The sequence below is a fragment of the Pseudomonas sp. F9001 genome, from assembly GCF_013385435.1.
GTDB lineage: Bacteria > Pseudomonadota > Gammaproteobacteria > Pseudomonadales > Pseudomonadaceae > Aquipseudomonas.
In genome coordinates this window covers 200,644-225,213 of the sequence record NZ_JACAPX010000013.1, presented here as the reverse complement: position 1 = coordinate 225,213, position 24,570 = coordinate 200,644, and the positions used below count along the sequence as shown (strand labels likewise).

Annotated in this window: 22 protein-coding genes; 19 read left to right on the top strand and 3 right to left on the bottom strand. The window is 59.5% G+C overall.

Annotated elements, in window-relative coordinates; genetic code table 11:
• The first annotated feature begins 56 nt into the window (after positions 1 to 56).
• On the top strand, positions 57 to 527 hold the full coding sequence (locus HX818_RS13605; RefSeq protein ID WP_003213920.1) for an Lrp/AsnC family transcriptional regulator: 471 nt from the start codon (positions 57 to 59) through the stop codon (positions 525 to 527).
• A gap of 57 nt (positions 528 to 584) precedes the next feature.
• Here the strand turns inward: HX818_RS13605 and HX818_RS13600 are convergent, their stop codons facing one another.
• Positions 585 to 1,952, bottom strand: coding sequence for an inorganic triphosphatase (locus HX818_RS13600; protein WP_003213918.1), 1,368 nt, complete (start codon positions 1,950 to 1,952; stop codon positions 585 to 587).
• 158 nt (positions 1,953 to 2,110) lie between these two features.
• Between HX818_RS13600 and argE the strand changes: the two genes are divergently transcribed.
• The 10 genes from argE (at position 2,111) to HX818_RS13550 (ending at position 12,565) form a co-directional block, all read left to right on the top strand.
• Entirely contained in the window at positions 2,111 to 3,259 is a 1,149-nt protein-coding gene (gene argE / locus HX818_RS13595; RefSeq protein ID WP_177020271.1) for an acetylornithine deacetylase, read from the top strand.
• Between the two features lie 136 nt (positions 3,260 to 3,395).
• The gene (argA, locus tag HX818_RS13590; protein WP_003213914.1) at positions 3,396 to 4,694 is read left to right on the top strand and encodes an amino-acid N-acetyltransferase; all 1,299 of its coding nucleotides are present in this window, start codon (positions 3,396 to 3,398) and stop codon (positions 4,692 to 4,694) included.
• 592 nt (positions 4,695 to 5,286) lie between these two features.
• Positions 5,287 to 6,645, top strand: coding sequence for an OprD family porin (locus tag HX818_RS13585; protein ID WP_177020270.1), 1,359 nt, complete (start codon positions 5,287 to 5,289; stop codon positions 6,643 to 6,645).
• 273 nt (positions 6,646 to 6,918) lie between these two features.
• On the top strand, positions 6,919 to 7,557 hold the full coding sequence (locus HX818_RS13580) for a peroxiredoxin (protein WP_003213910.1): 639 nt from the start codon (positions 6,919 to 6,921) through the stop codon (positions 7,555 to 7,557).
• 317 nt (positions 7,558 to 7,874) lie between these two features.
• Positions 7,875 to 8,468: an NADPH-dependent FMN reductase gene (gene ssuE / locus HX818_RS13575; RefSeq protein ID WP_003213909.1), complete on the top strand. Its 594-nt coding sequence runs from the start codon at positions 7,875 to 7,877 to the stop codon at positions 8,466 to 8,468.
• A gap of 108 nt (positions 8,469 to 8,576) precedes the next feature.
• Positions 8,577 to 9,545, top strand: coding sequence for a sulfonate ABC transporter substrate-binding protein (locus HX818_RS13570; protein WP_003213907.1), 969 nt, complete (start codon positions 8,577 to 8,579; stop codon positions 9,543 to 9,545).
• A gap of 25 nt (positions 9,546 to 9,570) precedes the next feature.
• Positions 9,571 to 10,719, top strand: coding sequence for an FMNH2-dependent alkanesulfonate monooxygenase (gene ssuD, locus HX818_RS13565; RefSeq protein WP_003213905.1), 1,149 nt, complete (start codon positions 9,571 to 9,573; stop codon positions 10,717 to 10,719).
• A 9-nt stretch (positions 10,720 to 10,728) separates the two neighbouring features.
• Positions 10,729 to 11,517, top strand: coding sequence for an aliphatic sulfonate ABC transporter permease SsuC (gene ssuC / locus HX818_RS13560; protein ID WP_008438905.1), 789 nt, complete (start codon positions 10,729 to 10,731; stop codon positions 11,515 to 11,517).
• Positions 11,514 to 12,320 carry an aliphatic sulfonates ABC transporter ATP-binding protein gene (ssuB, locus tag HX818_RS13555; RefSeq protein WP_003213901.1) on the top strand — a complete coding sequence of 269 codons (807 nt, stop codon included), beginning with the start codon at positions 11,514 to 11,516 and terminating at the stop codon, positions 12,318 to 12,320. Before ssuC ends, ssuB begins: the two co-directional genes overlap by 4 nt.
• Positions 12,321 to 12,349: 29 nt before the next feature.
• On the top strand, positions 12,350 to 12,565 hold the full coding sequence (locus HX818_RS13550; RefSeq protein ID WP_003213899.1) for a molybdopterin-binding protein: 216 nt from the start codon (positions 12,350 to 12,352) through the stop codon (positions 12,563 to 12,565).
• Positions 12,566 to 12,736: 171 nt separating this feature from the next.
• On the opposite strand, the gene HX818_RS13545 is transcribed toward HX818_RS13550, so the two are convergent.
• Both HX818_RS13545 and HX818_RS13540 read right to left on the bottom strand, forming a co-directional pair.
• Positions 12,737 to 13,375 carry a TetR/AcrR family transcriptional regulator gene (locus HX818_RS13545; RefSeq protein ID WP_177020269.1) on the bottom strand — a complete coding sequence of 213 codons (639 nt, stop codon included), beginning with the start codon at positions 13,373 to 13,375 and terminating at the stop codon, positions 12,737 to 12,739.
• 252 nt (positions 13,376 to 13,627) lie between these two features.
• A complete protein-coding gene (locus tag HX818_RS13540) occupies positions 13,628 to 15,004 on the bottom strand; it encodes a glutamine synthetase family protein (protein WP_003213894.1) in 1,377 nt (458 codons plus the stop codon).
• 278 nt (positions 15,005 to 15,282) lie between these two features.
• Between HX818_RS13540 and HX818_RS13535 the strand changes: the two genes are divergently transcribed.
• From HX818_RS13535 to HX818_RS13500, 8 genes are all read left to right on the top strand, one after another.
• Positions 15,283 to 16,062 (top strand): gamma-glutamyl-gamma-aminobutyrate hydrolase family protein, encoded by a 780-nt coding sequence (locus HX818_RS13535; protein ID WP_003213893.1) that lies wholly within the window; start codon positions 15,283 to 15,285, stop codon positions 16,060 to 16,062.
• A 39-nt stretch (positions 16,063 to 16,101) separates the two neighbouring features.
• Positions 16,102 to 17,460, top strand: a complete 1,359-nt coding sequence (locus tag HX818_RS13530; RefSeq protein ID WP_003213891.1) for a glutamine synthetase family protein — start codon at positions 16,102 to 16,104, stop codon at positions 17,458 to 17,460.
• Between the two features lie 58 nt (positions 17,461 to 17,518).
• Entirely contained in the window at positions 17,519 to 18,883 is a 1,365-nt protein-coding gene (locus HX818_RS13525; RefSeq protein WP_003213889.1) for an aspartate aminotransferase family protein, read from the top strand.
• Between the two features lie 207 nt (positions 18,884 to 19,090).
• Entirely contained in the window at positions 19,091 to 20,185 is a 1,095-nt protein-coding gene (locus tag HX818_RS13520; RefSeq protein ID WP_177009125.1) for a polyamine ABC transporter substrate-binding protein, read from the top strand.
• Positions 20,186 to 20,350: 165 nt separating this feature from the next.
• A complete protein-coding gene (locus HX818_RS13515) occupies positions 20,351 to 21,445 on the top strand; it encodes a polyamine ABC transporter substrate-binding protein (protein ID WP_003213885.1) in 1,095 nt (364 codons plus the stop codon).
• Between the two features lie 75 nt (positions 21,446 to 21,520).
• On the top strand, positions 21,521 to 22,663 hold the full coding sequence (locus HX818_RS13510; RefSeq protein ID WP_003195240.1) for an ABC transporter ATP-binding protein: 1,143 nt from the start codon (positions 21,521 to 21,523) through the stop codon (positions 22,661 to 22,663).
• Complete coding sequence (locus HX818_RS13505; protein WP_003213882.1) at positions 22,660 to 23,580, top strand: ABC transporter permease subunit; 921 nt, start codon at positions 22,660 to 22,662, stop codon at positions 23,578 to 23,580. The genes HX818_RS13510 and HX818_RS13505 overlap by 4 nt, the downstream gene beginning before the upstream one ends.
• On the top strand, positions 23,577 to 24,464 hold the full coding sequence (locus tag HX818_RS13500) for an ABC transporter permease subunit (RefSeq protein WP_008438909.1): 888 nt from the start codon (positions 23,577 to 23,579) through the stop codon (positions 24,462 to 24,464). Before HX818_RS13505 ends, HX818_RS13500 begins: the two co-directional genes overlap by 4 nt.
• Positions 24,465 to 24,570 lie beyond the last annotated feature (106 nt).

Sequence of the window (24,570 nt, the reverse complement as noted above, 5' to 3'; positions counted from 1 at the left end):
TATTGGCTTATAAGAGAATCATGTAATTCTTTAAATCATGATTAATGGGTATTTTTATGCACGCTGAACTGGACGTGTACGACCGGCGCATTCTCGCGCTGTTGCAGGAAGACGCTTCGCTCTCCAGCGCGCAGATCGCCGAACAGGTCGGCCTGTCGCAGTCGCCGTGCTGGCGCCGGATTCAGCGGCTGAAAGAGGAGGGTGTGATTCGCGGCCAGGTCACCCTGCTGGATCGCAAGAAAATCGGCCTTAATACGCAGATTTTTGCCGAGGTGAAACTCAACGCCCACGGCCGTTCCAACTTCACTGAATTCACCGAGGCGATTCGCGGTTTTCCGCAAGTGCTGGAATGTTATGTGCTGATGGGGGCGGTGGACTTTTTACTGCGGATCGTCACGTCGGACATCGAGGCGTATGAGCGGTTTTTCTTTGAGAAGCTGTCGATGGTGCCGGGGATTCAGGAGGTCAACTCGATAGTGGCCTTGTCGGAGATCAAGTCCACCACGAGTTTGCCGGTGTTGCGCTGATAGTTGCCATGGCCTGACTTTAGTGGCGAGAGAGCAAGCTCCCTCGCCACAAGGGTTTTACAGGCGCAGCAGGGTTTTCCAGGCGCGATTCTGATACACCGCAATCGCCTGATGCATCCGCGCATCCAGCGACTCATCGGTGATCGGCTGGTTGGCCAGGTGCGCCAGCTTGTTCAGCTCGCCATACAAACGGTCCAGCTCGGCGATATCCAGCACCTGGCGTGCGTGGTGCAGCCAGGCCAGGATGCGTTCGATACGCGGCAGTTGCTCGGCCAGGTCTTCCGGCTGTTGCTGGTAGCGCGGCAGTTGCAGGGCAACGGCGTCATCGGCCAGCAGGCGCGGCAGCCAGTTGGCCAGCTGTGCAGCGCCCTGGCGATTACCACGCACGTTGCGATCCGCGGCCCAGGTGCGGGCCAGCAGCCAGCGGGAAGTGGTCAGGGAGAACAAACCCCAGCGCACGTCTTCCAGTTCTTCGGCGAACTGCTCCGGCGCGGCCTTGCGGATGTCTTCATCGTCGTCACCGGCCTGGACCAGCGGACGCCAGTCTTCCAGCAAGGCGTCCAGTGCGGCGCGCAATTCGCTGGTGGACTGACGCGGTGCGGCCTGGCCGAGGCTGCCGAGCAGGGCCCGCAGTTCGCCGAGGTTTTCCACCCAGTCCTGCAGCAGACGCCAGTGGCCGTTGAAACGGTATTGCTCGGCCAGGCGCTGGCTGCTGCCCAACAGATGCCACATGACGGCAGCAAATGCGTCGTCCAGCGGCATTTCGGCGTGCAGCACCGGTGCCGGCAGGCTCAGGGAGTAGCTGTTGGCGTCGAACAGGCGATAGCCACGCTCGGCCTTGCTGATATCGCACGGCATCAGCGCCAGGGTCGCGGCCAGTTCAGCGGCCAGCTCCAGCAGGGCGGCCGGGTCGCCTTCGCGCAGTTCCAGTTCCAGCTCGCAGATTTCTTCTTTCTGCTTGCCGGCAACCACGTGGCCCAGGTCCAGGGCGGCTTCGATCACCACCTTGGCCTTGCCGCGGCCCCAGGCGATTTCAGCGCGTTCGCGGACGAAATCGGTGGTGAAGATCGGCTTGAGGGTCTTTTTGTCCAGCTCGGCCAGTTGCTCGGGCCAGCATTCGCCGTCGAGTTTCTTCACGTCGAGCTTGGCTTTGGCCAGGTCCCAGTTGTACTCATTGCGTTCCGACAAGCCGGCGACGCTCTGGCCACGGGTCTTGAGGGTCTGGATCACTTCGTCGCCGTCTTTGCGCAGGCGCAGGGCCACTTTGGCCTGGGCCAGGTCGCGTTCCGGGGTGTCGAAGTACTGGTTCATCAACTCACGGCGTTCCCAGCCACTTTTGTTGCGTTTTTTTAGTAACGGGTGCTCACGCAGCGCGGCGAGGGTTTCGCGGCTGACACGGAGCTTGATTTCGGTTTCTTTCTGCATGGCCGGAAAATCCAGGATCGGGAGCGCAGCCGGGGAAAAGAGTGGCTGCCAAGGTCGTGCAGTGTACAGGACTGAGCCCGGCAACGTGCCGCAACGGTTTATTGTGTCACTCAGATAGCTCTATGATGGGGTTCGTCCGGGAAGTTGAGAGACAGCGCATGCCTTTACCGTCCATGAAAGAACAATTCGCCGCGCTGATTGCCGCGCCTTCGGTCAGTTGTACCCAGGCCTCTCTCGACCAATCCAACCGCCCGGTCATCGATTTGCTCGCCACCTGGCTTGCAGACCTGGGCTTTGCCTGCGACATCCAGCAGGTCAGCCCAGGCAAATTCAACCTGTTGGCCAGTTTCGGCACCGGCCCTGGCGGCCTGGTGCTGGCGGGCCACAGTGACACCGTGCCGTACGACGGCGCCCTATGGCAGACCGATCCGCTCAAGCTGACGGAAGTCGACGGCCGCTGGGTAGGACTGGGCAGCTGTGACATGAAGGGCTTTTTCGCCCTGGTGATCGAAGCCGTCCAGCCGTTGCTCGGCCAGCCTTTCAAACAGCCGCTGCTGATTCTTGCTACCTGCGATGAAGAAAGCTCCATGGCCGGTGCTCGTGCACTGGCCGAGGCGGGTCGTCCCTTGGGCCGTGCGGCGGTGATCGGTGAACCCACCGGCCTCAAGCCCATCCGCTTGCACAAGGGCGTAATGATGGAGCGCATCGATATTCTCGGGCGCAGCGGCCATTCGTCGGACCCAAGCCTGGGCCACAGCGCCCTCGAAGCCATGCATGACGCCATTGGCGAACTGCGTGGCCTGCGCCTGGCCTGGCAGCGCGAATACCGCAATCCGCAGTTCAGCGTGCCACAGCCGACCATGAACTTCGGCTGCATCCACGGTGGCGACAACCCCAACCGCATCTGCGGCCAATGCTCCCTGGAATTCGACCTGCGGCCCCTGCCGGGCATGGATCCCCAGGTGCTGCGCGCTGCCATCCGGCAGAAGCTCGAACCCTTGGCCGAGCGCCATCAGGTGAAGATCGACTACGCGCCGCTGTTCCCCGAAGTGCCGCCGTTCGAGCAGGCCGAGGATGCAGAGTTGGTGCGGGTAGCTGAACGACTTACCGGTCATCGCGCCGAAGCAGTGGCGTTCGGCACCGAAGCGCCTTATCTTCAGCGCCTTGGTTGCGAGACCCTGGTGCTTGGCCCTGGCGATATCGCCTGCGCCCACCAGCCAGGCGAGTACCTTGAAATGTCACGCTTGACGCCTACAGTGCGTCTATTGCGTGAACTGATTCAACATTACTGCCTGACACCTGCATAAATTAACCCCTGCCCATCCGTACATAGAAGGAGAGCGAGCGTGTCGCCAAGCCTGTTCCGACGATAACCAACAGCCCGCTGTGCGTTTTTGCGATTCATCCTTTTTTGGCTGCTTTTTATTACAGGCCCAGGTTTTTATGCCCGAATACGTCAATTGGCTTCGTCACGCTTCGCCTTACATCAATGCCCACCGGGATTGCACCTTTGTCGTCATGCTGCCGGGCGATGGTGTAGAGCACCCGAACTTCGGCAATATCGTCCACGACCTGGTGCTGCTCCACAGCCTGGGCGTGCGACTGGTGCTGGTCCACGGTTCGCGCCCGCAAATTGAAACCCGCCTCGCCGCCCGCGGCCTGACCCCGGCTTACCACGAAGGCTTGCGCATCACCGATGCCGCAACGCTGGAGTGCGTGATCGATGCGGTCGGCCATCTGCGCATTGCTATCGAAGCGCGCTTGTCCATGGACATGGCGTCCTCGCCGATGCAGGGCTCGCGCCTGCGGGTGGCCAGCGGCAACCTGGTGACGGCGCGCCCGATCGGTGTGCTTGAAGGCGTCGACTATCACCACACCGGCGAAGTGCGCCGGGTCGACCGCAAGGGCATCAACCGCCTGCTGGACGAGCGCTCCATCGTGCTGCTGTCGCCGCTGGGCTACTCGCCTACCGGCGAAATCTTCAACCTCGCCTGTGAAGACGTCGCCACCCGCGCAGCCATCGACCTGGGCGCGGACAAGTTGCTGCTGTTCGGTGCCGATCTCGGCCTGATCGACGAGCACGGCCGCCTGGTGCGTGAATTGCGGCCGCAACAGGTGCCCGCGCACCTGCAACGCCTGGGCAACAACTACCAGGCCGAATTGCTGGACGCGGCGGCTGAAGCTTGCCGTGGCGGCGTAGGCCGCAGCCACATTGTCAGTTATGCCGAAGACGGCGCCTTGCTGACCGAGCTGTTCACCCGGGATGGCGGCGGTACGCTGGTGGCCCAGGAGCAGTTTGAGCTGGTGCGCGAAGCGGCAATTGAAGATGTCGGCGGTCTGCTGGATCTGATCAGCCCGCTGGAAGAGCAGGGGATTCTGGTGCGCCGTTCCCGGGAAGTGCTGGAGCGGGAAATCGAGCAGTTCAGCGTGGTGGAACGTGAAGGCATGATCATCGCCTGTGCGGCGCTGTATCAGATCGCCGACTCCGACGCAGGGGAGCTGGCGTGCCTGGCCGTGAACCCGGAGTACCGCCATGGCGGTCGCGGTGACGAACTGCTGGAGCGCATCGAGACCCGTGCCCGGGCCCAGGGTTTGAAGACGCTCTTCGTGCTGACGACCCGTACCGCCCACTGGTTCCGCGAACGTGGTTTTGTGCCGAGCACGGTGGATCGCCTGCCGTCGGCGCGGGCGTCGTTATACAACTATCAGCGTAATTCGAAGATTTTCGAAAAGGCGTTGTAAGGCTAAGGGGCGAGGGGGCAATCCTCTCGCCTGTCACTTTGGCGAGTCATGCTCCTCGGCGGATGCATCGGCCCTGAACACAGGGTTTGCCAATTTATACATATAACTGACATCAAAGTGACATTATCACCGGGTACGGTGAGGTGGATTGTTGGGACGGCAGAAAAGTTTCATCGATACAAAAACTGTAACAAATTGACGGAATGATGTGCGTTTGGCCATGATGGCGTCGCGTTTTTGATCGTGAGTGACGTATGACCCCGTTTGGTCAACACAAAACGATCTAAAAAAGCGCAAAGACATACTCTTTCGGAAAACGCTTATGGAGCGGCATCGCCTGTCGGCTTGACCGTCCCATGGAAAGCGTTATTCCTGAATGGTATGAAAAAGGACGAAACAATTCTTTTTGGGTGTATGAAAAACTCATTACCCTGCAAGGACCAAATTAACTGCGGTTAGACGAAAGTAGTAGACACACAAGGTTACGATTGACTTGTCAGTCACTATCCGGTGCTAATCGCGCATCTGTGGATCGAGGGCGTCAGACCCGAGACCTAAGAAATACAAAAATTAGAAATGAGAGGAGCGGTACATGAAGAAGTCAACATTGGCGTTGGCCGTAGCTTTGGGGGCAATCGCCCAACAAGCAGGCGCCGCTGGTTTTATCGATGACAGCAAGATCACGCTGGGCGTACGTAACTTTTACATCAACACCGACAACCGCGATCTGAAGCCATCGGCTACCTCGAACACCCGCAGCAAAAACGCTGAATGGGGTCAGGGTTTCGACCTGCGTTTCATCTCGGGTTTTACCCAAGGTACTGTGGGCTTCGGTCTTGACGCCATCGGCCTGTACGGCGTGCGTCTGGATTCCAGCCGCGCTGATCACGGCAACTACACTGGCACTGCTTCCGGCGGCACCGTGTTCCCAAGTGATGGCAACAAGGCCGCTCACGATTTCGCCAGCCTGGGCGTGACCGGTAAGGTCAAGATCTCCCAAACCGTGCTGAAGATCGGTACCTTGCAGCCGAACAACCCGGTGATCAAGACCAACGACGGTCGTCTGTTGCCACAAACCTTCCAGGGCGGCGAGATCTCTTCGAACGAGTTCAAGGACCTGACCCTGACTGCTGGTCAGATCGAGCACTCCAAAGGCCGTAACTCCAGCAACAATGAAGGTCTGTCCCTGGCCGGTGCCAACGGCAGCTCGAACTACGACGCTGGTAACTTCGTCAACAAGTTCTACTACGCCGGTGCTGACTACAAAATCAACAAAGACCTGACCGCTTCGTACTACTTCGGCGAGCTGAAGGATTTCTACTCTCAGAACTTCCTGGGCCTGGTCCACAACTGGGCGATCGGTCCTGGCGTCCTGAAAAGTGACCTGCGCTACTACCGCAGCCGTGACAACGGTGCCAACGGTGATACTGCCGGTTACTACACCTCCGGCTACTACTCGGATCATCCGACCAACGCCACCAAGGTCAAAGGTAAGGTCGACAACGACCTGTACAGCTACCTGGCGCTGTACTCGGTTGCCGGTCACACCTTCGGTGCTGGCTACCAGTACACCAAGGGCGACAGCGACTTCCCTTGGCTGAACCAAGGTGACGGCTCGTCGAACAGCACCATCACCGACATGCAAATCCAGAAGTTTGCCCGTGCTGGCGAACGTACCTGGCAAGCTCGCTACGCCTATGACTTCGCCAAGATCGGCGTACCTGGCCTGACTGCCGGTGTGGTTTACCTCAAAGGTAGCAACATCGACACCACCGTCGGCGAGCGTAACGAGTGGGAACGCGACCTGACCCTGGCTTACGTTGTTCCAGAAGGTCCGCTGAAAAACCTGGGCGTTGCCTGGAAAAACGCGATGTGGCGTACCGACCTGGCGAACACCCGTTCCCAGGACGAAAACCGCGTAATCCTCAGCTACACCTACGCGTTCAAGTAAGAGCGTAAAACCTTGCCCGGCGCAATGCCGGGCAGGGTGCTTTACTTTTCAAGCCGGGCTCAACCCCCGCAAGCCCGTCCTGAACCCCTCTTTGTACAGCGTCTCAAGGCCTTCTCGAACCTTGAAGCAGATGTTGATCCACGCCCGTTGCCAAGTCCAATGAACAGATTTTTAATATTCCTTTATCGTCTAGATAAATCGATATTTATTCTTTTTAAATAATCCGCGACACAGGCACAGTGGGCTCCATAAGCACTCATCAGGAGCCACACCATGAGCCTCAGACTGGGCGACATCGCCCCCGACTTTGAACAGGATTCCAGCGCCGGCAAGATTCGCTTCCACGAGTGGCTGGGCGATAGCTGGGGCGTGCTGTTTTCCCACCCGGCGGACTTCACCCCGGTGTGCACCACCGAGCTGGGTTTCACCGCCAAGCTCAAGGATGAATTCGCCAAGCGGGGCGTCAAGGCCATTGCGCTGTCGGTGGACCCGGTGGACTCCCACCACAAGTGGATCGAAGACATCAACGAAACCCAGAACACCATCGTCAACTTCCCGATCCTGGCCGACGCTGACCGCAAGGTCTCCGACCTGTACGACCTGATCCACCCGAATGCCAGTGACACCCTTACCGTGCGTTCGCTGTTCGTGATTGATCCGAACAAAAAGATTCGCCTGACCATCACCTACCCGGCCAGCACCGGTCGCAACTTCCACGAAATCCTGCGGGTAATCGACTCGCTGCAACTGACCGACAACCACAAAGTCGCGACCCCGGCCAACTGGCAGGACGGTGACGAAGTGGTGATAGTCCCGTCGCTCAAGGACGAGGAAGAGATCAAGAAACGCTTTCCGAAGGGTTACCGGGCGGTGAAGCCGTACCTGCGGCTCACCCCTCAACCGAATCGCTGACACACAACCACATGTGGGAGCGGGCTTGCTCGCGAATGCGCACTGTCAGTTGATGCATCTTTGAATGACACACCGCTTTCGCGAGCAAGCCCGCTCCCACACTTGCGCGCATTTCAAGTCTCACATAGCAGGGGTTTTACGGCCGTTTCGACGGCCTTTTTTTATGCCTGCGATTTAGTCGGCAACATATGCATTTAAAGAATAAACAAATGAAAAAATAAGATTTATAGATATATAAATTGGCTGATATGGTCTGTCCCATCTTGGCGCCATCGCCACATAGCGAACCGCCGACACTTTCCAAAGGAATTTCCTACATGCTGGTCGTAACACTTGGTGGTAGCCCCAGCCAACGTTCCCGGTCCGGGGTCTTGCTGGATCACACCCGCAACTGGTTGCAGCAACAAGGCGTGGAAGTGGTGAGTTATCAGATACGGGACTTCCCGGCCGAAGACTTGCTGCACGCGCGGTTCGATAGCCCGAAAATCATCGACCTGTTGCAGCAAGTGGCGAACGCCGATGGCCTGGTGATCGCCACGCCGGTGTACAAGGCTTCGTTTTCCGGCGCGCTGAAAACCATCCTCGACTTGCTGCCTGAACGCGCCCTGGCCCACAAAATAGTGTTGCCGATGGCCACCGGCGGCAGCATCGCCCACATGCTCGCGGTGGACTACGCGCTGAAGCCGGTGCTGTCGGCATTGAAAGCCCAGGAATTGCTCCACGGGATTTTCGCCGAAGACAGCCAGATCGCCTACGGCGAAGGCAGCGCCCAGGCGCAACTGGTGCCGGTGCTGGAACAACGCTTGAGCGAGGCCCTGGAGACGTTCTACAGCGCCATGGCCCGCCGCCCGAAACCCCTTGACCCCAATGTGTTGAATGAACGTTTGTTGAGTGCTCGCTGGAGCATTTAAGCCTTACCCAGCTTTACCTGAATTCGACAAGTACTACTCACCTTACTCAGCCGCCAACGGCCAAGCAGGTGCAGCCAACCCCCTAATCGTATATTTGGAGAGAGCGCCATGCGCACTGTCATCTTGCGTCGTGGTCTGGTCGCACTGTTTGCTGCGGCTGTGTCCTTCGGCGCCATCGTTCAAGCCCAGGCCGCCGAAACCTTGCGGATCGGCTATCAGAAATACGGCACCCTGGTGCTGCTCAAGGCCAAGGGTTCGCTGGAAAAGCGCCTGGCCGAGCAGGGCGTGCAAGTGCAGTGGACCGAGTTTCCCGGCGGCCCGCAGCTGCTGGAAGGATTGAACGTAGGCTCCATCGACTTCGGCGTGACGGGTGAAACCCCGCCAGTGTTCGCCCAGGCTGCCGGTGCCGATCTGCTCTACGTCGCCTATGAACCGCCGGCGCCTACCAGCGAAGCGATCCTGGTACCGAAAGACTCGCCGATCAAATCGGTGCAAGACCTCAAGGGCAAGAAAGTCGTCCTCAATAAAGGCTCCAACGTGCATTACCTGCTGGTACGTGCCCTGGAAGATGCCGGCCTGAAATACACCGACGTGCAGACCGTGTTCCTGCCGCCCGCCGATGCCCGCGCCGCGTTCGAGCGTGGCAGCGTCGATGCCTGGGTGATCTGGGACCCGTACCAGGCAGCCGCCGAGAAGCAACTGCAAGCCCGCACCCTGCGTGACGGCACCGGCATTGCCGACAACCATCAGTTCTACCTGGCCACCAAGCCGTACGCCGAAAAACACCCTGAAGTGATCAAGACGCTGGTGGAAGAAGTCCGCGCCGTGGGCGAATGGTCCAAGGCCAACCCGGAACAAGTCACCGAACAAGTTGCTCCGCTGCTGGGCCTGCCGGCCGACATCACCCTGACCTCGGTAAAACGCCAGGGCTACGGTGCGCAGTTCCTGACGCCTGAAGTGATCGCGGCGCAGCAGAAAATCGCCGACAGCTTCTACCAACTCAAATTGATCCCCAAACCCTTGAGCATCAAGGACGTGATCTGGACACCACCTGCCGCCGTTGCCAAAGCGCCGTAATCCGACTTCTTCAGGAGACAACTCCATGAGCCTCAATATTTTCTGGTTTCTGCCTACCCACGGCGACGGCCATTACCTTGGCACCGCCGAAGGCGCTCGCGCCGTTGATCACGGTTACTTGCAGCAAGTGGCCCAGGCGGCCGACCGCCTTGGCTTCGGCGGGGTACTGATCCCCACCGGCCGCTCCTGCGAGGATTCGTGGCTGGTGGCGGCGTCGCTGATCCCGGTGACCCAACGCTTGAAATTCCTTGTCGCGCTGCGCCCCGGGATCATTTCCCCGACGGTGGCTGCGCGTCAGGCCGCGACCCTGGATCGTCTGTCCGGCGGCCGCGCGTTGTTCAACCTGGTGACCGGTGGAGACCCGGATGAATTGGCCGGCGACGGTTTGTTCCTGAGCCATGAAGAGCGTTACCAGGCGTCGGTGGAGTTCACCCGCATCTGGCGCCGCGTACTGGAAGGCGAGACCGTCGATTACGACGGCCAGCACATCAGCGTCAAAGGCGCCAAGTTGCTCTATCCGCCGATCCAACAACCGCGCCCGCCGCTGTATTTCGGTGGCTCCTCCGAAGCGGCCCAGGACCTGGCAGCCGAACAAGTGGAAATGGTCCTGACCTGGGGCGAGCCTCCGGCTGCGGTGGCGGAAAAGATTGCACAGGTTCGCGCCAAGGCCGCCAAGCTCGGGCGTACCCTGCGCTTCGGCATTCGCCTGCATGTGATCGTGCGTGAAACCAACGCCGAAGCCTGGCAGGCCGCCGACAAACTGATCTCCCATGTGGACGATGAAACCATCGCCCGCGCCCAGGCGTCGTTGTCGCGCTTTGATTCCGTAGGCCAGCAACGCATGGCCGCCTTGCACGGCGGCAGCCGCGACAACCTGGAAGTCAGCCCCAACCTGTGGGCGGGCGTAGGCCTGGTACGCGGTGGCGCCGGCACGGCACTGGTGGGCGATGGCCCGACCGTGGCCGCGCGGGTGAAGGAATACGCGGACCTCGGTATCGATACCTTTATCTTCTCCGGCTACCCACACCTGGAAGAGTCGTATCGCGTAGCGGAGTTGCTGTTCCCGCATCTCGACATCGAGCGTCCCGAGTTGCCGAAAGGCGCCGGCTACGTCAGCCCGTTCGGCGAAATGGTCGCCAACGACATTCTTCCCAAAGCTGCGTCCCAGAGCTGAGGCGCCGCCATGAACCTTGAAAAGTTAAGTCATCGATTGGCGCCCTGGGCGCTGCCGATCCTGTTGCTGGCGGTATGGCAGCTGTCCGTCTCGGCCGGCTGGTTGTCGACGCGCATTCTGCCGGCACCCAGCGCGGTGATCGAAGCGGGTGTCAGCCTGGTGCGTAGCGGCGAAATCTGGACCCACCTGGCCATCAGCGGCTGGCGTGCGGGCCTGGGCTTTGTGATCGGCGGCAGCATCGGCCTGACCCTGGGGTTTATCACCGGCCTGTCGACCTGGGGTGAACGCCTGCTGGACAGCTCGGTGCAGATGATCCGCAACGTGCCGCACCTGGCGCTGATCCCGCTGGTGATCCTGTGGTTCGGCATCGACGAGACGGCGAAGATATTCCTGGTCGCCCTCGGCACACTGTTCCCGATCTATCTCAATACTTACCACGGCATCCGCAACGTCGACCCGGCGCTGGTGGAAATGGCCCGCAGTTATGGCCTGTCCGGTTTCAGCCTGTTTCGCCAAGTGATTTTGCCGGGCGCCTTGCCTTCGATTCTGGTGGGCGTGCGCTTCGCGCTGGGCTTTATGTGGCTGACGTTGATCGTCGCGGAAACCATCTCCGCCAGTTCCGGTATCGGCTACCTGGCGATGAACGCCCGGGAATTCCTGCAGACCGACGTGGTGGTTCTGGCGATCGTGCTTTACGCGGTCCTCGGCAAGCTGGCAGACCTGGCGGCGCGAGGCCTGGAGCGAGTCTGGCTGCGCTGGCACCCGGCTTATCAAGTGAATAAAGGAGGTGCGGCATGACCGCTCAACAACCTCCACGCCTGCTGCGGGGCATTCCCCTGGCAGTGCGCAAGTTGCGCAAGGCTTTCGGTTCGCGGGAAGTGCTGAAGGAAATCGACCTGCATATTCCTGCCGGTCAATTCGTGGCGGTCGTGGGCCGCAGTGGCTGCGGCAAAAGTACCTTGCTGCGCCTGCTGGCCGGGCTGGACAAAGCCAGCGGTGGCGAACTGCTCGCCGGCTCCGCGCCGCTGAGCGAAGCGATTGAAGACACGCGGTTGATGTTCCAGGAAGCGCGCCTGCTGCCGTGGAAAAAGATCATCGACAACGTGGGCCTTGGCCTCAAGGGCAACTGGCGCCCGCAGGCACTGGAAGCGCTGGAAGCGGTCGGCCTGGCCGAGCGCGCCAATGAGTGGCCGGCGGCGTTGTCCGGTGGCCAGAAGCAGCGCGTGGCCCTGGCCCGCGCCCTGATCCACCAACCGCGCCTGTTGCTGCTGGACGAACCGCTGGGGGCGCTGGATGCCCTGACCCGGATCGAGATGCAGCAACTGATCGAGAACCTCTGGCAGAAGCACGGCTTCACCGTGTTGCTGGTGACCCACGACGTCAGCGAAGCCGTGGCCATTGCCGACCGGGTGATTTTGATCGAAGACGGCGAAATCGGCCTCGACCTGCACGTGGAACTCCCACGTCCGCGGGTACGTGGCTCCCACCGCCTGGCGGCGCTGGAAACCGAAGTGCTTAACCGTGTGTTGTCGCTGCCCGGCACCCCGCCGGAACCCGAACCTGTTTCACCGCTGCCTACGCAATTGCGTTGGGCTCAATAACTCACTTGTCTTACACAGGAAGAACGACCATGACTATCAAAGCCATCAACGTGCGTAACCAGTTCAAAGGCACCATCAAGGAAATCGTCGAAGGCGACGTGCTGTCGGAAATCGACGTACAGACCGCGTCCGGTATCGTCACTTCCGTGATCACCACCCGCTCGGTGAAAGAGCTGGAACTGGTGATCGGCAGTGAAGTGATTGCCTTCGTGAAATCCACCGAGGTGTCGATCGCCAAGTTGTGATCAATGGTTCGCACAAACCCCGAAGGTGAAAGCCTGTCGGGGTTTTTGTCGTTCTCAAGATTGCTTTCGCGAGCAAGCCCGCTCCCACATTTGACCGAGTTCTACCTTTGGAATACGGTCGAATGTGGGAGCGGGCTTGCTCGCGAAGAGGCCCGGACAGGCAACAAAAAATCAGAGCGCAGCCACCCGCTTGGGCAAGAACGCCGGCAGATAAAGCCCCACATACGCATCAAACACCCGCATGCCTTCCTCGGCCATGCGCGGGGTGATTTGCCCGTGCTGATGCACCGAGCGCGCGTAGACGCGGTCGCTCAGTTCCAGGGCCAGGGCAAACACGTCGACATCGGCGGGCAGGCTCGGCACCTCAAAGTGCCGGTTGAACACCTCAAACATCAGGTTTCCCAGCTCCAGGTCGTGCTGGCGGTCGGCCTGTGTCACTTCGGTCAACCCGTGCTGGGCCAGGATCAATTGGCGGGCGGCGGCGTCGTTGCTGTAGATGCTGAGCATGCGCTGCTCCACCACGCAGGACAGGTCGCGCCAGTGCTTGAGTGAATCATGATCGATGGGCGCCTGAATGGCCGCGCGAAAGGCCGCATGAACGTCAGCGGTCAGCGCCTCCAGCAACGCCGGCACGCTGGCGAAGAAGTGATACACCGATGACGGTGGAATCTGCGCCCGCTCGGCCACGCTGTAGATCGACAGGCTGGCCACGCCTTCGGCGGCCAGCAAGGTGCGGGCGGCATCGAGGATCGAGTCGATCCGGGCCTGGCTGCGGGCGCGGGGTTTGCGAGGAGTGGCAGGGCGATTCATTGAAGTCTCCTACAGGGCAGCGGGCATTGTACGCAGAGCCACTGGATGATCCATACCCTGTGGCGAGGGGGCTTGCTCCCGCTGGACTGCGCAGCAGGCCCAAGACCTGCACCTCGGTTCCGCCTGAAAGAACCCGGTGTTCTTATTGGGGCCGCTTCGCAGCCCGGCGGGAGCAAGCTCCCTCGCCACAACGGCCATAAAAAAACGCCGTAGGCCAAAGGCCTGCGGCGTTCTTTTTAGCCCGGCAACCGCTTACACGGTATGCAGGTACCAGTTGTACTCAAGGTCGGAGATGGAGTGTTCGAACTCCTCCAGCTCACTTTCCTTACAGGCGACGAAGATATCGATGTATTTAGGATCGATGTACTTGGCCATCACTTCGCTGTCGTCCAACTCGCGCAGTGCATCACGCAGGTTGTTCGGCAGGCTCTGTTCGTTCTGCTCGTAGCTGTTGCCTTCCACCGGTGCGCCTGGCTCGATCTTGTTGGTCAGGCCGTGATGCACGCCCGCCAATACCGAAGCCATCAGCAGGTAAGGGTTGGCATCAGCCCCGGCCACACGGTGTTCGATACGTACGGCGTCGGACGAGCCGGTCGGTACGCGAATCGCCACGGTGCGGTTATCCAGGCCCCAGCACGGCGAGTTCGGCACGTAGAACTGTGCGCCGAAACGACGGTAGGAGTTGACGTTAGGGCACAGGAACGCCATTTGGGCGGGTAGGGTCTCCAGCACACCGCCGATCGCGTGACGCAATGCGGCGTTCTGCTCGGGATCCTCGCTGGCAAAGATGTTCTTGCCGTCCTTGTCCAGGATCGAAATGTGCACGTGTAGGCCGTTGCCTGCCTGGCCCGGGTAAGGCTTGGCCATGAAGGTGGTGTCCATCTCATGGTCGTAGGCGATGTTCTTGATCAAGCGCTTGAGCAGTACCGCGTAGTCGCAGGCCTTTATAGGGTCGGCAACGTGGTGCAGGTTCACTTCGAACTGCGCCGGGGCACTTTCCTTGACGATGGCGTCGGCAGGGATGCCTTGCTCTTTTGCACCTTCCAGAATGTCCTGGAGGCAGTCGACATATTCGTCGAGGTCGTCGATCAGGTAGACCTGTGTCGAGTGCGGGCGTTTGCCGGAGATCGGCGAGCGGGGCGGTTGTGGCCGGCCATTCACGTTCTCCTGGTCAATCAGGTAGAACTCCAGCTCGAATGCGGCGCAGATGGTCAGACCGAGGTCGTCAAATTTGCTTACAACTTGGCGGAGTACTTCGCGAGGATCGGCGAAGAAAGGTTCACCTTCGAGTTCGTGCATGGTCATCAGCAGTTGCGCGGTTGGGCGCTTTTGCCAGGGTTCATTGCACAGGGTGTCGGGGATTGGATAACAGATTCGGTCAGCATCACCGATGTCCAGACCCAGGCCGGTGCTTTCCACCGTTGAGCCGTTGATATCCAGGGCAAATAGAGAGGCAGGCAGGTTAATGCCCTTCTCGTAAACCTTGTGGAGGCTGGTGCGTTCGATGCGCTTGCCGCGCACCACACCATTCATATCCGCAATTAGAAGGTCTACGTACAGAACCTCAGGATGATCCTTAAGGAACGCGTTCGCTTCGTTAAGCTGAACGGCACGCGGGGGTACCGACATGATGCAACACCTTTGTTGTTAAAAATATCAATCATTGATCTCTTCGGGTTTCAGTCAACCCGAACGGCATGCCGAAGTCAAGCGAGGCCTTTTTTGCCCTAAAAAAGCGCCGTGAGGGCTTTTTTGGGGCTTTTTGGGGCAATTTTTTGGGATTGGGGCTCTTGGAACCAGCACGTTTGAGCGGGCCGTGTTGTATTTTTTACGGGGGTGTTGTGTAAAAAAATGAACAAGGCTAAGCTCGATTCAAACCCATAACAGCAATAATACCGGGGTGCTTCATGTCTCGCCTGCCGTTAATCGGCGTCACCGCCTGCTCCAAACAGGTCGGTCTGCATGCTTATCACATCAGTGGCGACAAATACGTCCGTGCAGTGGCCACCGCTGCCAAGGGCTTGCCGTTGATTATTCCGTCCCTGGCGGATCTGCTCGACCCGGCCAATATTCTTGACGGCCTGGACGGCATTCTATTTACCGGCTCACCTTCCAATATCGAACCCTTTCACTACGACGGTCCGGCCAGCGCGCCCGGGACTGCTCATGATTCTGCACGGGACCAAACCACTCTGCCGCTGCTGCGTGCAGCCATAGCGGCCGGTGTTCCGGTGCTGGGGATTTGCCGTGGCTTCCAGGAAATGAACGTGGCGTTTGGCGGCAGCCTGCACCAGAAGGTTCATGAAGTGCCGGGCATGATGGATCACCGCGAAGACGACACCCAGCCGCTGGACATCCAGTACGGCCCGGCACATCCGGTAACCATCTCCCCGAATGGGGTATTGGCAAGCCTGGGCTTGCCGTCGACGATCCAGGTCAACTCGATTCATTCACAGGGCATTGATCGCCTGGCGGCCGGTTTCCAGGTCGAGGCCACCGCGCCGGATGGCCTGATCGAAGGCTTTTCAGTGCCCGCGGGCAAGGCTTTTGCTTTAGGAGTGCAATGGCACCCCGAATGGCAGGTAAGCTCTAACCCGCACTACCTCGCAATCTTCCAGGCATTTGGCAATGCCTGTCGAAAGCGGGTGATGCAACGCGACGCGGATGCTGCGTCAACTTACGCCTGACCTTTAATGGATGTCAGGAAACACAGCCCAGAGGCATTTATGAGTAACAACCTCGACCAGCTCACCGATTGGTTGAAAGACCACAAGATCACAGAAGTCGAATGCATGATTGGCGACCTCACCGGCATCACCCGGGGCAAGATCTCGCCGACCAACAAGTTCATCGCCGAAAAAGGCATGCGCCTGCCCGAAAGCGTTCTGTTGCAGACCGTGACCGGCGACTATGTCGAAGACGACATCTATTACGAATTGCTCGACCCGGCCGACATCGACATGATCTGCCGCCCGGACGAGAACGCGGTGTACCTCGTGCCCTGGGCCATAGAGCCTACGGCCCAGGTGATCCACGACACCTACGACAAGCAAGGCAACCCGATCGAGCTGTCGCCGCGCAACGTGCTCAAGAAAGTCCTCAAGCTCTATGCCGACAAGGGCTGGCAGCCCATCGTGGCGCCGGAGATGGAGTTCTACCTGACCAAGCGCTGCGAAGACCCGGACTTCCCGCTGCAACCGCCGATTGGCCGTTCCGGTCGCCCGGAGACCGGCCGCCAGTCCTTCTCTATAGAAGCGGCCAACGAATTCGACCCGTTGTTCGAAGACGTCTACGACTGGTGCGAATTGCAGGAACTGGACCTCGACACGTTGATCCACGAAGACGGCACGGCGCAGATGGAAATCAACTTCCGTCACGGCGACGCACTGTCCCTGGCCGACCAGATCCTGGTGTTCAAGCGCACCATGCGCGAAGCGGCGCTCAAGCACGACGTGGCGGCCACCTTCATGGCCAAGCCCATGACCGGCGAGCCCGGCAGCGCGATGCACCTGCACCAGAGCATCATCGATATCGCCACCGGCAAGAACGTGTTCTCCAATGAAGACGGGACCAAGAGCGAGCTGTTTCTGCACCACATCGGCGGCCTGCAGAAGTTCATCCCCGAGCTGCTGCCGCTGTTCGCCCCTAACGTCAACTCGTTCCGCCGCTTCCTGCCCGACACCTCGGCGCCGGTCAACGTGGAGTGGGGCGAAGAGAACCGCACCGTTGGCCTGCGGGTTCCGGACGCCGGCCCACAAAACCGTCGGGTGGAAAACCGCCTGCCCGGTGCCGACGCCAACCCGTACCTGGCGATTGCCGCCAGCCTGCTGTGTGGCTACATCGGCATGGTCGAAGGCATCAGCCCAAGCGCGCCGGTGGTGGGCCGTGGTTACGAGCGCCGCAACCTGCGCCTGCCGCTGACCATCGAAGACGCCCTGGAACGCATGGAAAACAGCAAGACCATCGAGAAATACCTGGGTCACAAATTCATCACAGGCTACGTCGCGGTCAAGCGGGCCGAGCATGAAAACTTCAAGCGCGTGATCAGTTCGTGGGAGCGGGAATTCCTGCTCTTCGCCGTCTGATGCGCCGGGCGCGCCCTTCAAACGGCGCGTCCTCACCTGAAACATCTAGGAGATTGGTATGTCCAGCAACAACCCGCAAACCCGTGAATGGCAAGCCTTGAGCAGCGATCACCACCTGGCGCCGTTCAGCGACTTCAAGCAATTGAAAGAGAAAGGCCCACGGATCATCACCAAAGCCCACGGCGTTTACCTGTGGGACAGCGAAGGCAACAAGATTCTCGACGGCATGGCCGGCCTGTGGTGCGTGGCGATCGGTTACGGTCGCGATGAACTGGCTGATGCGGCCGCCAAGCAGATGAAAGAACTGCCTTACTACAACCTGTTCTTCCAGACCGCCCACCCGCCGGTGCTGGAACTGGCCAAAGCCATCTCCGATATCGCCCCACAAGGCATGAACCACGTGTTCTTCACCGGCTCCGGCTCCGAAGGCAACGACACCATGCTGCGTATGGTCCGCCACTACTGGGCGATCAAAGGCCAGCCGAACAAGAAAACCATCATCAGCCGCAAGAATGGCTACCACGGTTCAACCGTGGCCGGCGCCAGCCTGGGCGGCATGACTTATATGCATGAACAAGGCGACTTGCCGATCCCGGGCATCGTCCACATCGCCCAGCCTTACTGGTTCGGCGAAGGCGGCGACATGAGCCCGGAAGAATTCGGCGTGTGGGCGGCCAACCAGCTGGAAGAGAAGATCCTGGAACTGGGCGTGGACAACGTCGGTGCCTTTATTGCCGAGCCGATCCAGGGTGCCGGTGGCGTGATCGTGCCGCCAGACAGCTACTGGCCGCGCATCAAGGAAATCCTCGCCAAGTACGACATCCTGTTCGTGGCTGACGAAGTGATCTGTGGGTTTGGCCGCACCGGTGAGTGGTTCGGTAGCGATTTCTACGGCCTCAAGCCCGACATGATGACCATCGCCAAGGGCCTGACCTCCGGCTACATCCCGATGGGCGGCCTGATCGTGCGCGACGAAGTGGTCGCCGTGCTGAACGAAGGCGGTGATTTCAACCACGGCTTCACCTATTCCGGTCACCCGGTGGCGGCAGCGGTAGCCCTGGAAAACATCCGCATCATGCGCGATGAACAAATTGTTAAGCACGTGCACGACGAAACGGCACCCTATTTGCAAAAGCGTTTGAGGGAACTGGCTGATCACCCGCTGGTGGGTGAAGTTCGCGGTGTGGGCATGCTCGGTGCCATCGAACTGGTTCAGGACAAGGCAACGCGCAAGCGTTATGAAGGCCGTGGTGTTGGCATGATCTGCCGCACGTTCTGCTTCGAGAATGGCCTGATCATGCGCGCCGTCGGCGACACCATGATCATTTCGCCACCGCTGGTGATCAGCAAGGCCGAGATAGACGAGTTGGTGACCAAGGCGCGGCACTGCCTGGACCTGACTTTGGCGGCATTGCAGGGCTAAATGCTAGGCTCAGAACGCAGCGCCTGTCGGGCGCTGCTTCTGGGGTGTTAGAAAAGCGGGGCATTGGTTGAAAGCCGGCCCCTGAACTTGCCAGACTGTCGCCCTGTTTTGTCGCCCTTAGACGGGCTGCGAAACACGTTGTAATTAAAGAACGAACGTGGCCCAAAAAAGAAAAAATTGGAGCATGACCGAATGAAGGCATTAGGTTTGAAGAACGCTGGCAAGACCCTCCTGGCCTTGTCCCTGATGGGGGCCATGGCAGGCGCGGCAAACGCCGACGATAAAGTGCTGCACGTTTATAACTGGTCCGACTACATCGCACCGGACACCATCGCGAACTTTGAAAAAGAGTCCGGGATCAAGGTGGTCTATGACGTGTTCGACTCCAACGAAACCCTGGAAGCCAAGTTGCTGGCAGGCAAGTCCGGCTACGACATTGTCGTGCCGTCGAACAACTTCCTCGCCAAGCAGATCAAGGCCGGTGTTTACCAGGAACTGGACAAGTCCAAGCTGTCGAACTACGACAACCTGAACAAGTCCCTGCTTAAAGCAGTGTCCATCAGCGACCCGGACAACAAGCACGCCTTCCCGTACATGTGGGGCTCGATCGGCATCGGCTACAACCCGGAGAAGGTCAAGGCCGCACTGGGCATCGACAAGATCGACTCGTGGGACACCATCCTCAAGCCGGAAAACCTCGCCAAGCTCAAAGGCTGCGGTGTGAGCTTCCTCGACTCGCCAACCGAAATGCTGCCAGTGGCACTGCATTATCTGGGCCTGCCGACCGACACCCAGAAGAAGGAAGACCTCAAGCAAGCCGAGGCCCTGTTCCTCAAGCTGCGTCCTTCGATCGGCTACTTTCACTCGTCCAAGTACATTTCCGACCTGGCCAACGGCAACATCTGCGTAGCCGTGGGTTATTCGGGTGACGTGCAACAGGCCAAGTCCCGCGCGGCTGAAGCCGGTGGCAAGGTCAAGGTTGCCTATGACATTCCGAAAGAAGGTGCCGGCAGCTTCTATGACATGGTCGCCATCCCTAAAGATGCCGAGAACGTCGACGCTGCCTACAAGTTCATGAACTACCTGCTGAAGCCGGAAGTCATGGCGGGCATTACCAACAGCGTACGTTTCCCGAACGGTAACGAGAAAGCTACCGCGTTGGTCGACAAAGACATCACCAGCGACCCAGGCATTTATCCGCCAGCGGACGTGCAAGCCAAGCTGTATGCCATTGCTGACTTGCCGGCTGCTACTCAGCGGGAAATGACCCGCAGCTGGACAAAAATCAAATCGGGCAAGTAAAGCCGCGTTGATACCTGTTTTGCTAACTGCCGCGATGCGCGCGGTGGTTAGCGAAACAATTAAATGACAGAAAGTTTTGCCGGATCGGTTTATCGAGGGTAAGTTGCGCGCCGGTTTTGTTGCCGGGCAACAACTTCGGGCCCAACTATTTAAGAGGACCTCCACTTGCCAATTTCTTTATTTCGCAAAGCCTTGCTGGTGGGTGCAGGTATCACGCTGGCTGTCAGCGTGCAGGCCGCCCCGACTGTGCATATTTATAACTGGTCGGACTACATCGGCCCGGACACCCTGGCCAACTTTGAAAAGGCCACCGGCATCAAGCCGGTCTACGACGTGTTTGATTCCAACGAAACCCTGGAAGGCAAGTTGCTCGCCGGGCGTACCGGGTATGACGTGGTCGTGCCGTCGAACCACTTCCTCGGCAAGCAGATCAAGGCCGGCGCGTTCCAGAAGCTCGACAAGTCGCAACTGACCCACTACGCCAACCTCGACCCGGCGCTGCTCAAGCGTCTGGAAAAGAACGACCCGGGCAACCAGTACGCCGTGCCGTACCTGTGGGGCACCAACGGTATTGGCTACAACGTCGACAAGGTCAAGGAAGTATTGGGCGTCGACCATATCGACTCCTGGGCCGTGCTGTTCGAGCCGGAAAATATGAAGAAGCTGGCCACGTGCGGTGTGTCGTTCATGGACTCGGCGGATGAAATGCTGCCGGCGGTGCTCAACTACATGGGCCTCAACCCCAACAGCACCAACCCTGAAGACTACAAGAAGGCTGAAGAGAAACTCCTGAAAGTGCGTCCCTACGTGACCTACTTCCATTCTTCCAAATACATCTCGGACCTGGCCAACGGCAACATCTGCGTGGCGGCCGGCTTCTCCGGTGATGTGTTCCAGGCCAAGGCTCGTGCAGCCGAGGCGGGCAAGGGCGTGAACATCGCCTATGTGATTCCGAAAGAAGGCGGCAACCTGTGGTTCGACGTGCTGGCCATCCCCAAGGATGCCACCAACGTCAAAGAGGCCCTCGCCTTCATCAACTATTTGCTGAAACCTGAAGTGATCGCTCAGGTCAGTGATTACGTCGGTTACGCCAACCCTAACCCAGGGGCGGACAAACTGATGGAGCAATCGATACGCACCGACGAAGCGGTTTACCCACCGCAGGCGGTTCTCGACCGGACTTTTGTCAACTTCGAGCTACCCCCGAAAGTGCAACGTTTGATGACCCGTAGCTGGACCAAGGTCAAGACGGGCAAGTAAGGCTTAACGCTCAAACTATCCAAGGCTGGCCCGCATTGGGCGAGCTGCACTCTTTTTATTCTGGGAGTTTCGTAAATGGCAGTTGCCTCCGGCGCCTATAAGAAAGCCCTCGAGGGCGACCAGACACCGAAAAAGGTGCTGGTCAAAATCGACCGGGTCACGAAGAAGTTCGACGAGACGATTGCGGTGGACGATGTGTCCCTGGAAATCAAGAAAGGCGAAATCTTCGCCTTGCTCGGCGGATCGGGTTCGGGCAAATCCACCTTGCTGCGCATGCTCGCAGGCTTCGAGCGCCCAACGGAAGGACGCATTTACCTCGACGGTGTGGACATCACCGACATGCCGCCGTACGAGCGGCCGATCAACATGATGTTCCAGTCCTACGCCTTGTTCCCCCACATGACCGTGGCCCAGAACATCGCGTTTGGCCTGCAGCAGGACAAGATCCCCAAGGCCGAGGTCGACGCCCGTGTGGCCGAGATGCTCAAGCTGGTGCAGATGAGCCAGTACGCCAAGCGCAAGCCGCACCAGCTGTCTGGCGGCCAGCGTCAGCGGGTGGCGCTGGCGCGTTCCCTGGCCAAGCGTCCGAAACTGCTGCTGCTCGATGAGCCGATGGGCGCACTCGACAAGAAGCTGCGTTCGCAGATGCAACTGGAACTGGTGGAGATCATCGAGCGCGTGGGCGTGACCTGCGTGATGGTGACCCACGACCAGGAAGAGGCCATGACCATGGCCGAGCGCATCGCGATCATGCACCTGGGCTGGATCGCCCAGATCGGCAGCCCGATCGACATCTATGAAACGCCGACCAGCCGCCTGGTGTGCGAGTTCATCGGCAACGTCAACATCTTCGACACCCAGGTGGTGGACGACGCCGAAGGCCACGCGGTACTCAAGTGCCCGGACCTGGACCGCGATATCTACGTCGGCTACGGCATCGCCACTTCGGTGGAAGACAAGTCGGTGACCTACGCCATCCGCCCTGAAAAGCTGCTGGTGACCACCGAAATGCCGACCTGCGAGCACAACTGGTCCAGCGGCAAGGTGCACGACATCGCCTACCTCGGCGGCCATTCGGTGTTCTACGTCGAATTGCCGAGCGGCAAGCTGGTGCAATCCTTCGTGGCCAATGCCGAACGCCGTGGCCAACGCCCTACCTGGGGCGACCAGGTGTACGTGTGGTGGGAAGACGACAGCGGCGTGGTACTTCGCTCATGAACATGAAGAAGTTCAAACGCCAGCTGCAACGAATAACCCCCGGTGGCCGGCATGTGGTCATCGGGATCCCTTTCCTCTGGTTGTTCCTGTTCTTCATGCTGCCGTTCTTCATCGTCTTGAAGATCAGCTTTGCCGAAGCCGACGTGGCGATCCCGCCTTACACCGAGATCTACACCTTCGTTGAACAGAAACTGCAGTTGGTGCTGAACCTGGCCAACTACGGGATGCTGGGCGATGACGAGTTGTACATCGCGGCGTACCTGGGCTCGCTGAAGATGGCGTTTTTCAGCACCATCCTCTGCCTGCTGATCGGCTACCCGATGGCCTACGCCATTGCCAGCGCACGCAAGGAAATCCAGACCGTGCTGGTGCTGCTGATCATGATGCCGACCTGGACTGCGATCCTGATCCGGGTCTATGCGTGGATGGGCATCCTCAGCAACAACGGTTTGCTCAACGGCTTCCTGATGTCCATCGGGTTGATCAACGAACCGCTGCAGATCCTCAACACCAACATTGCGGTGTATATCGGCGTGGTCTATTCGTACCTGCCGTTCATGATCCTGCCGCTGTACGCCAACCTGGTGAAGCACGACCAGAGCCTGCTGGAAGCCGCATCGGACCTGGGTTCGAGTACCTTCAACAGCTTCTGGAAAATCACCGTGCCGCTGTCCAAGAACGGCATCATCGCCGGCTGCATGCTGGTGTTTATCCCGGTGGTGGGCGAGTTCGTGATCCCGGAACTGCTGGGCGGTCCGGAAACCCTGATGATCGGTAAAGTGTTGTGGCAAGAATTCTTCAACAACCGTGACTGGCCGGTGGCGTCTGCCCTGGCGGTGGTGATGCTGGCGATCCTGATCGTGCCGATCATCCTGTTCAACCGCAGCCAAGCCAAAGAGATGGAGGGCAAGATATGAAGCGCGTCAGTTTCTCAAGCTTCATGCTGGTGGCGGGGTTGCTGTTCATCTACCTGCCGATGCTGATCCTGGTGATCTACTCGTTCAACGAATCCAAACTGGTGACGGTGTGGGGCGGTTGGTCGATCAAGTGGTACGTCGGCCTGTTGGACAACACCCAGTTGATGGGCTCGGTCGGTCGCTCCCTGGAAATCGCCTGCTACACCGCGATTGCGGCGGTGGCACTCGGTACATTGGCGGCGTTCGTGCTGACGCGCATCAGCCAGTTCAAGGGCCGCACGCTGTTCGGCGGCCTGGTGACGGCGCCGCTGGTGATGCCGGAAGTGATCACCGGCCTGTCGCTGTTGCTGCTGTTCGTGGCCATGGCGCAGATGATCGGCTGGCCGCAGGAACGTGGCCTGGTGACCATCTGGATCGCCCACACCACGTTCTGTTCGGCGTATGTGGCGGTGGTGGTGTCGGCGCGCTTGCGTGAGCTGGACCTGTCGATTGAAGAGGCAGCCATGGACCTGGGTGCGCGGCCGTGGAAGGTGTTCTTCCTGATCACCATCCCGATGATCGCGCCGTCGCTGGCGGCGGGCGGCATGATGTCGTTCGCGCTGTCGCTGGATGACCTGGTGTTGGCCAGCTTCGTGTCGGGGCCGGGTTCGACCACGTTGCCGATGGAAGTATTCTCGGCGGTGCGCCTGGGGGTTAAACCCGAGATCAACGCCGTGGCCAGCCTGATTCTGTTGGCGGTGTCGATCGTGACGTTCCTGGTGTGGTTCTTCAGCCGCCGTGCGGAAGAGCACCGCAAGAAAGCGATCCAGCAGGCGATTGAAGAAGCGGCTGCGGATGGTTGGGAGAAGCCGGCGGATTCGCGTCGGGCTCCAGCACCGGTCTAATCAGGTAGCCCTGAAGAAACCGGATCAAAAATGTGGGAGCGGGCTTGCTCGCGAAAGCGCAGTGTCAGTCACCGGATGTATTGACTGATCCACTGCCTTCGCGAGC